Origin of the sequence: Roseicyclus sp., from assembly GCF_018402035.1 — a bacterium.
In the GTDB taxonomy this organism is placed as follows: domain Bacteria; phylum Pseudomonadota; class Alphaproteobacteria; order Rhodobacterales; family Rhodobacteraceae; genus Roseicyclus.
The window spans coordinates 1-7981 of the sequence record NZ_JAGYJN010000022.1 but is presented as its reverse complement, the minus strand read 5'-3'; the positions used below and the strand labels follow the sequence as shown (position 1 = coordinate 7981).

At 61.1% G+C, this 7981-nt stretch carries 9 protein-coding genes; 3 read left to right on the top strand and 6 right to left on the bottom strand.

Annotation, left to right across the window (positions count from 1 at the left end):
- Window positions 1–186: 186 nt before the first annotated feature.
- The 4 genes from KG698_RS14255 to KG698_RS14240 all read right to left on the bottom strand — a co-directional run bounded on the left by KG698_RS14255 (window position 187) and on the right by KG698_RS14240 (window position 4374).
- Window positions 187–849, bottom strand: a complete 663-nt coding sequence (locus KG698_RS14255) for a transaldolase family protein (RefSeq protein WP_213686228.1) — start codon at window positions 847–849, stop codon at window positions 187–189.
- The gene (locus tag KG698_RS14250) at window positions 846–1817 is read right to left on the bottom strand and encodes a carbohydrate kinase (RefSeq protein WP_213686227.1); all 972 of its coding nucleotides are present in this window, start codon (window positions 1815–1817) and stop codon (window positions 846–848) included. Before KG698_RS14250 ends, KG698_RS14255 begins: the two co-directional genes overlap by 4 nt.
- Window positions 1807–3366, bottom strand: a complete 1560-nt coding sequence (locus KG698_RS14245) for an ABC transporter permease (protein ID WP_213686226.1) — start codon at window positions 3364–3366, stop codon at window positions 1807–1809. Before KG698_RS14245 ends, KG698_RS14250 begins: the two co-directional genes overlap by 11 nt.
- Before the next feature lie 78 nt (window positions 3367–3444).
- Window positions 3445–4374, bottom strand: coding sequence for a sugar ABC transporter substrate-binding protein (locus KG698_RS14240; protein ID WP_213686225.1), 930 nt, complete (start codon window positions 4372–4374; stop codon window positions 3445–3447).
- Window positions 4375–4555: 181 nt separating this feature from the next.
- Between KG698_RS14240 and KG698_RS14235 the strand changes: the two genes are divergently transcribed.
- From KG698_RS14235 to KG698_RS14225, 3 genes are read left to right on the top strand one after another with little or no spacing between them, the layout of a single operon-like run.
- Window positions 4556–5338 (top strand): ATP-binding cassette domain-containing protein, encoded by a 783-nt coding sequence (locus tag KG698_RS14235; protein ID WP_213686224.1) that lies wholly within the window; start codon window positions 4556–4558, stop codon window positions 5336–5338.
- On the top strand, window positions 5338–5796 hold the full coding sequence (locus KG698_RS14230) for an RbsD/FucU domain-containing protein (protein ID WP_213686223.1): 459 nt from the start codon (window positions 5338–5340) through the stop codon (window positions 5794–5796). Before KG698_RS14235 ends, KG698_RS14230 begins: the two co-directional genes overlap by 1 nt.
- 21 nt (window positions 5797–5817) lie before the next feature.
- The gene (locus KG698_RS14225) at window positions 5818–6987 is read left to right on the top strand and encodes an ROK family transcriptional regulator (protein WP_213686222.1); all 1170 of its coding nucleotides are present in this window, start codon (window positions 5818–5820) and stop codon (window positions 6985–6987) included.
- 4 nt (window positions 6988–6991) lie between these two features.
- Here the strand turns inward: KG698_RS14225 and KG698_RS14220 are convergent, their stop codons facing one another.
- Together KG698_RS14220 and KG698_RS14215 are read right to left on the bottom strand one after the other, a co-directional pair.
- The gene (locus tag KG698_RS14220) at window positions 6992–7756 is read right to left on the bottom strand and encodes an SDR family oxidoreductase (RefSeq protein ID WP_213686221.1); all 765 of its coding nucleotides are present in this window, start codon (window positions 7754–7756) and stop codon (window positions 6992–6994) included.
- Window positions 7753–7981: histidinol dehydrogenase (locus KG698_RS14215; protein ID WP_213686220.1), on the bottom strand; the 229-nt coding region annotated here is incomplete at its 5' end. The genes KG698_RS14220 and KG698_RS14215, both read right to left, overlap by 4 nt.

Sequence of the window (7981 nt, the reverse complement as noted above, 5' to 3'; positions counted from 1 at the left end):
CTGCCCCCGCAACCAAAATCCCATACGTTACCAATCGTTCCGTGATTAACGTTGTGCAATCTGCATTTTATAGCCTTGCGTGCATCCTTTTGGCCGCGAGCGTCGCGTTAACAATATCTGTGTTGCTTGCTTTGATCGGTGCCGTCGCGCCGTTTGCGCTCAAGGCATTGCTTTGGACGCCGCAGTCTAGCCCCTCCCGATCGTCGCCTCGAATGCCTCATGGGCCGCAATGCTATGCTCGCTCGATAAAAGCCCGCGTGCGATGTCGGGCGAGATGGTGAAACAATCATGCCCGGCATCGGCAAGGGCAACCATCTGGTCAGTTGAGCGTAGTGACGCGATGAGGATGGTGCAGGGTTTACCAAGCCCCGCGTTCATCCGGGCCATTGTTGCCAGATGCGCCATCGCGTCGATGCCCGCCTCGGCCATGCGGCCAAAATAGGGGGCGATGAAATCGGCCTGAAGCGCGCGGGCCACGAACATCTGTTTGGCGTCATAACAGGCGGTCATCAAGATGCGCCCGCCGAGCGCCTTGATCGCGGGGGTTTCGCGGATCGCGGCCGCGACAAGCGGGATCTTTACCACCGTCTCGATCCCTGCGCGGTGTCCAGCCTCGTAAAGCGCGCCTGCCCAATCGACATAGCCCTCGGTCGGGCCATAGACTTGGGCGTGTAACTCGGTCGCGCCAAGATCCCTTGCCAGTGCCGCCATCCCCGCCCAATCGATCTTGGGGTAATCAAGCCCGGCACGCGCGGCCAAAAGCGGGTTGGTGGTGATGCCGCGAAACAAGCCCACAGGCATCAGATCAGCCCATGCGTCGCGATCAGCGGTGTCGAGGTAGAGTGTCATATCCGCCCGTCCATCAAGGCTTGCGCCAAAGCCGCGGCAACGGGCGGGTCGCATCCCTCCTTGGTGCAGTTCATGCAGGCCGCATAAAGGCCACGCTTGACCAAGAGTGTCAGCTCATCTTCCGTCAGCGCGACAAGCGCGGTTTGCGCAAGCCGCCCCTGTTCGGCCAATCCCGCCAGAAGGCTTGCCATGAATGTATCGCCAGCCCCGATGGTATCGACCAGACCGCTGAAGGCAGGGTTGGCAAGGCTGACATGCTGCCCGCCCGCCCATGCCTCGGCGCCATTTGGGCCTTTGGTTAGCGCGACGATGCCCGCTTTGGTCTGGCCCAGCAAAACGGTGATTGCCTCATCCTGCGACAGGCCGGGGTAAAGCCATTCGAGGTCCTCATCGCTGAGTTTCACGATGCTGGCATGGCCTAAAAGCCGGGTGATCCTTGCGCGATAGCTGTCGGGATCAGCGATAAGCGAGGCGCGGACATTGGGATCGAGCGAGGTGCAGATGCCCGCTTGCGCCGCCGCGATAAAGGCCTCTTCCCAGATTGCGGCATCATCCCCGCCTGCCAAGGCCAAGGAGCCGAGGTGAAAATGCGTGCCTGCTGGCGGAAAAGCTGCGCGCAGCATCGGGGCCGTGATCATCCGCTCGGCCGTGCCTTCGCGCAGGAACCGATACTGTGGCACGCCGTCTTTGAGGGTGACGATGGCTTGCGATGTTGGCGCATCGAGCCGCGGTCCGGCGGTCACGACACCCTGACCCGCAAGGTGATCGGCCAAGCGCTGGCCGAAGGCATCGGTCGAGATTGGCGTGATGTAATGGGTCGCGATCCCTTGGCGGCCCAGTGCGACAGCGACGTTATAGGGTGAGCCGCCAAGATTGTGGAAAAACCCGTCAGGGGCGGTGCCGCTGGTATCCTCGATGCTGTCGATCAGGTTCTCGCCACCAATGACGACAAGTGTTTCAGCTTGCATTGACATCAAGCGTGCGCGCCTTTGCGAAGATGGTGAAAACAAAATTGCTGCCCAAAGCGACAACCGCCCCCAAGACAAGGAATGGAACCGTGATCTGGTAGCCCATCGCCACCAAGGGCACAATCATCGCGACAAAGCCCGCCGCCAAAAGCCAAGTCATCAGCGGCTTGCCGCGAAACACCACATAGGCCGCAGCAATCACTAAAAGCGACAAGAGCATGGCAGCGTTGATATTGGTGCTTGCGGCGATTTGATATGCCTCTAGCTCGGCGGGCGACAACAGGCGGGCATTTTGGCCGGGGGCCAATTGCGTGCCTGCCGCGCGCATCGCGTCGGCGGCGTTATGTTCCAAGATCGCGATCTTGGCGCGCAGATAGATCGCGCCGGGCGTCATGCAGGCGAGAAACGCCATCACGGCGGCGATGGCGGCCAGCAGTTTGCGCACGCTTTCGGGGTTCTTCGATTGGCGCACGATGTCGATGCCGACAGCGACCAGAATGATCAGGCCGGTCACGACCATCTGCCAGAATGTGTCAAGCTGGGCCAGCGTCAGGCCGTTGTTGATCAGCTTAAGCAAGATCACACCCATGAAGGTGCCCCAAAGCGACCCGCGCCCGCCGAACAGCGAGGTGCCGCCAATCACCACGGCGGCGATGGCGTCAAGCTCCCACATCTGGCCATAGTCGGATTTGGCGTATGGGGCGCGGCCCAGAAACAGCAAGGCACCCAAGGCGGCGGTGAAGGAACAGAACATATAGGTGATCAGCATATAGCGCGCGGTGTTGATGCCCGCTTGGCGCGCGCCGGGTTCATTCGAGCCGATGGCATAGACCCAGCGGCCATAGCGCGTATTGGCGATGATGATGGTCAGCACGATGAAAAAGCCGATGAAGATCAGCATCGACATCTGGAAGGTGCGGAAAAAGTTGATCCAGTTGGCGTCGACAAAGCCGCCGATGCTGTGCCAAAGCCCGGTCAATTCTCCGTTGTTATAGGCTTCGCGCAGGCCAGAGAACGGGTTGTGACGTCCGAAATAATTGAAGGTGCTGGGCAGTTCGGGGGTTGCCTGTGCGCCGGTGGTCAAATGCCCCGTGCCGCGCCAGATCGACAGCCCCGCAAGCGTCACGATAAAGGCGGGCATGCCGAAATAGGCAACAAGCGTGCCGTTGAAGGCGCCCACCGCCAGCCCCAATGTCAATCCCGTCAAGATCGCCAGCGATGGTGGAAAGCCCCAAAAACTCACCACATAGCCTGTCAGCGCCGCAGTCATCCCCATGACCGAGCCGACCGATAGATCGATGCCAGCGGTGATGATGACCAAGGTCATGCCAGCCGCGATAATCCCAATCGCGGCGGAATTATTGAGGATCGTCATCAGGTTCGACGGATGAAAAAACGGCCGCCCCGTGGTCGTCAATTCGATGGCGATGCCCAAGATCACGATGGCCAAGAAAGCCCCCGACCAATCGGCGCGGAAGAATTTCACCATGGCGATCACGGCGCGGTCTTGTAGCGAGCGGCTTGCCCGATCTTGCACGATATCTGTCATCGGTTTGTCTTTGACCACATGAGGGGGCTGCAAAAAGGGCGCGCCGAATGACGCGCCCTTTGACCAAGCTCTACCTGTTTACTCGATCCCGACCATCTTGCTGTACACAGCAGCGGTGGAGGGGGTGACGAGGAAAAAGCCCGTGTCGATGCGGGGCGAAACGGCCTCGCCACGTGCGGCGGCAGCAGCGGCACGGATACCCTGATAGCCCATTTGGTAAAGCATCTGGGCGGTATTGGCATGCACCCAACCCTCGCGCATCGCGACGATGGCATCGCTTGCACCGTCAAAGCCCACGAGCTTCACATCGCCCGCGTCATAGCCAAGGTTGCGCAGCGCGGCGATGGCACCCATCGTGCCGCCATCCCATGCATTGGCGACCATCGCGATGTCTTGGCGGCTATTGAGGATCGCCTCGACGCCCTCTTGCGCCTCTTGGCTGTTCCACTCGGTCGGCACTTCGAGGATTTCCGAGTTCGGACGCGCGGCGCTGAAGGCTTCGATAAAGCCGTTGCGGCGCTCTTGGCCGGTCGATTGCGCTTGGTTGCCGGTGACATAGATGATGGGCTGGCCATCTTCGATCAGCGTTGCGGCAACGGCACCCTGCACCTTGGCCACGGCATAGTTGTCGGTCGCCACGAAGGAGGTGACATCGGCACCCGCAACGCCGGTATCGACGGCGATCACGGGAATGCCCGACGCCATCGCGTCATTCACGGCTGGCGCGATGCCTGCGCTGTCAACGGGGGCCACGGCAATCGCCTTGGCACCCTGCGCCACGAGGTTTTCGAACACTTCCAACTGGCTTGACAGATCGCCCTGAAAGGCGGGGCCAACGGCCACGAGGGTCACACCCTCGGCGGCGGCGGCATCTTCGGCGCCTTGGTTAATCATCATCCAGCCCGCATTGGTTGCGGATTTGGTGATGTAGCCGATGACGTCTTGCGCGTTTGCGGCAGAGCCGATCAGCAAGGCGGCCACAGCCACGCTGGCAAGTTTCAGATTCATTTTCACGTCGGTTTCCTCCCAAAAATCGGCCGCACCGCAAAAGGGCAAAGGCACATAGGCGTAGAAAGACGCCGAATCGGCCTTCTGTCAATACTTAAGTCAATTTGATTTAATTATTGACTTGGCCGCCACGATGATGCTCATCTGACCCTCAACATGGATACCTCGGGGAGGGGAAAAGATGGCTGCCGAACGGAAGGTCATCCTTGAAACACGTGGATTAACAAAGCATTATGGCGGTGTCCAAGCGCTGAACGATGCCGATTTCAAGATGTATGCCGACGAGCATATCGCCATCGTCGGCGATAATGGCGCGGGCAAATCCACCTTTGTGCGCAACATCACCGGCGTGGAACAACCCACATCGGGCGAGGTGTTGATCGACGGTCAGCCCGTGCGGTTCAAAGCGCCCATCGATGCGCGCGCCCATGGGATCGAGACTGTTTACCAAAACCTTGCGCTGGCCGATCACCTGAACGTGCCGGAAAACATCTTTCTGGGCCGCGAAGAGGTGTATTTCGAGTTTGGCCCGCTGTCGTGGCTCAAGAAAAAGGCGATGGTCAAACGCGCCGATGATTTGCTTGCACAAACCGGGATCAAGATCCCCGATGCCAAGCAACCCGTCGCGGGCATGTCGGGCGGCCAGCGCCAGTGTGTCGCCATTAGCCGTGCGGCCGGCTGGGGCAGCAAGCTGATCATCATGGATGAACCCACCGCCGCCTTGGGTATTCAGGAAACCACCCGCGTCGAAAACATCATCCGCAGTCTCAAAACACGCGGCGTACCGGTGATTATCGTGTCGCATAACCTGCGCCAAGTGTTCAATCTGGTCGACCGTATCGTGGTGTTCCGCCAAGGCCGGATCGCGGGTGTGCTGGATGCCAAAACCGCCAGCGGCAATGATGTCGTCGCTATGATCACCGGCGTCGATCAAGGCGTGCACAAGGATGCGAGTTATATCTGATGCTCATTGGGCTTGATCCTGTGCTTGGCCCTGAATTGCTGGCCGCTTTGCGCGCCATGGGGCATGGCGATGAAATCGCGATCGTTGATGGCAATTACCCGGCTGCAGCCCATGCGCAGCGCCTGATCCGGGCCGATGGCTTGCCCGTGCCGCGCGTTCTGGCCGCCGTGCTTTCGGTTTTGCCGCTGGATGCTGATGTCTCCCATCCCGCTTTGCGTAGCTGCGACCCCGCGCAGCCCGATTGCCCCGACCCGGTGCATCATGCGATGGATCAGATCTTGCACCGCGCGTTGCGCGCCCCCGCGCAGATTGCCGTGACGCATGGGCCGGCCTTTTATGATCGCGTCAAACACTGCTATGCTGTCGTTGCGACCAGTGAACCGGCGCTTTTTGCCAATGTCATTTTGCGAAAGGGTGTTGTTGAACCTCAAAGCAGCCATGAAACGACCCCGCGTTAAGGGCCAAGAGGTAAACGGGCGATGCCGAAAGACAGACAAGGCGATGCGCGCATCAAGCGCCCCTATAATGAACGGCTTTTGCTTGATTTGATCCGGGCCAATGGCGCGATGAGCAAGGCGGAACTGACGCGCGCCTCGGGGCTGAGTGCGCAGTCGGCCACGGTGATCGTGAACCGCTTGGTCGATGATGGGCTGTTGCGCGCCGGTGCCTCGGTCAAGGGGAAGATCGGCCAGCCTTCGACCCCCTATTCGCTTGATCCCGACGGCGTTTTGTCGATCGGTATCAAAGTCGGTCGCCGCTCGCTCGAGGTGGCGTGCATGGGCTTCGACTATGGCATCATGCAACAGCGCGTGCAGCGCTATGATTTCCCGCATCTGCCGACGATCCGCCAAAGCGTGGTGCGCGATGTCACGCTCTTGCTTGACGCGCTGACCCTCGCGCAGCGCGCCCGTGTCGTGGGCATCGGCATCGCGCTGCCCGATGAGCTTGAAGCATGGGAAGCAACCGTGGGCGCGCCCGATGGTGCGATGGCCGATTGGGTCTCGGCCGATCTTGCGCAGGAATTGGAAGAGATCTTCGCGCTGCCGGTCACATCACTCAATGATGCATCGGCGGCCTGTTTGGCCGAGATTGCGGTGGGCAACAGCCATGGCCATGATTGCTTTGCCTATTTCTACGTCGGCACCTTCATTGGTGGCGGCATCGCCATCGGCAACAAGCTTTACACCGGACAAAAGAACCTTGCAGGCGCGATAGCCTCGATCCCCACGGCGGTGACCGCGAAAGGCAAGGCCGCGCAACTGCTTGAGGGGGCATCGCTGCACTATCTGGAACAAAGCGCCGAGGCGGCGGGCCTTGTCTCGGACATCTTCTATAACGATCAACCGCGCGACGCGGCGGCGCAGGCGGTGTTTGACGATTGGCTCCGCGTGGCGGCCCCGCAGATCGCCTTTGCCGCTGTCACTGCGCAGGCTTTTCTCGACCCCGACGCCATCGTGGTTGATAGTTCCCTCTCCCCCGCGCTGACAGCCGAGCTTGTCGCCGCCGTGACCCGCGCGGCCTATGCACATTACGATCATCGCGGCTTGTCAGGGATTACTATTGTGCCCGGTGAAATCGGTCTATCGGCGCGCGCCATCGGCTCGGGCATTGCGCCGATCTTGGCCGAATATGCCTTGGACGAGATTTAACGCGTCAATCGGCCGTCCAGCCGCCATCGACCAACAGGCTGGTGCCTGTGATCAGCCCTGCCGCGTCCGAGGCCAAAAAGACCACTGGCCCCATCACATCCTCGATCTCGCCCACCCGGCCCAGCTTGATCATGCTTTCGATCCATGCGCGGCGTTCGGGGATCGCCAAGGTTTGTTCGGCCAAAGGCGTGCGGATAAAGGTCGGGCAGATGGTGTTCACGCGAATACCATGCCGCCCCCATTCGATGGCCATCGCCTTGGTCATCCCCTCAAGCGCATGTTTCGTCGCGCAATAGACCGCGCGGTCAGGCCCGCCCACATGGCCCATCTGGCTTGAGATATTGATCAAGCTGCCGGGCTTGCCCACCGCGATCAGGCCAGCCGCCACCGCGCGCGTCAGGAAATAGGCGGCGCGCAGGTTCAGATCCATCGCCGCATCGTAATCGACAAGCGTGGTGGCAAGCGCGGGTGTATGCCGCGCCAGCCCTGCGGAGTTGACGAGGATGTCAAAAGGGCCGTGCTGCGTGATCGCGGCCTCGGTCGCGGCGATATCGGTGATGTCGAGCGCAAGCGGTGCGGCCTTCAACCCCTTGGCCGTCAGCGCTTGGGCAAGCGCGGTGATCGGCTCCAACCGACGGGCCACAAGCGTGACATCCGCCCCCGCCTCGGCCAGTGCGACGGCGGCACCCAAGCCGATGCCGGAACTGGCCCCCGCGACCAGCGCGCGCTTGCCCTCAAGCCGGAAGGAGGGGGTTTGGGGCAAACTCATTCCGCCGCTTCCCCGTATGGGACGTTGCGCCCGCCGTAGCGGCGCACGCGGATGTTGCATTGTTCGGCGTGGCCGACGAAGCCCTCGAGCATGCAGAGCCGCGAGCCATAGGCGCCGATCTCGGCCGCCGCCGCATCAGTCGTCACGCGCTGGTAGCTGTGGGTTTTCAGGAACTTGCCCACCCAAAGCCCGCCGGTGTAGCGGCCCGCTTTCTTGGTGGGCAGC

Bases quoted from the DNA above. Each gene is read 5' to 3' on its own strand.
- KG698_RS14255 (WP_213686228.1), bottom strand. From the start codon at position 849: ATGACACTCTACCTCGACACCGCTGATCGCGACGCATGGGCTGATCTG.
- KG698_RS14250 (WP_213686227.1), bottom strand. From the start codon at position 1,817: ATGCAAGCTGAAACACTTGTCGTCATTGGTGGCGAGAACCTGATCGAC.
- KG698_RS14245 (WP_213686226.1), bottom strand. From the start codon at position 3,366: ATGACAGATATCGTGCAAGATCGGGCAAGCCGCTCGCTACAAGACCGC.
- KG698_RS14240 (WP_213686225.1), bottom strand. From the start codon at position 4,374: ATGAATCTGAAACTTGCCAGCGTGGCTGTGGCCGCCTTGCTGATCGGC.
- KG698_RS14235 (WP_213686224.1), top strand. From the start codon at position 4,556: ATGGCTGCCGAACGGAAGGTCATCCTTGAAACACGTGGATTAACAAAG.
- KG698_RS14230 (WP_213686223.1), top strand. From the start codon at position 5,338: ATGCTCATTGGGCTTGATCCTGTGCTTGGCCCTGAATTGCTGGCCGCT.
- KG698_RS14225 (WP_213686222.1), top strand. From the start codon at position 5,818: ATGCCGAAAGACAGACAAGGCGATGCGCGCATCAAGCGCCCCTATAAT.
- KG698_RS14220 (WP_213686221.1), bottom strand. From the start codon at position 7,756: ATGAGTTTGCCCCAAACCCCCTCCTTCCGGCTTGAGGGCAAGCGCGCG.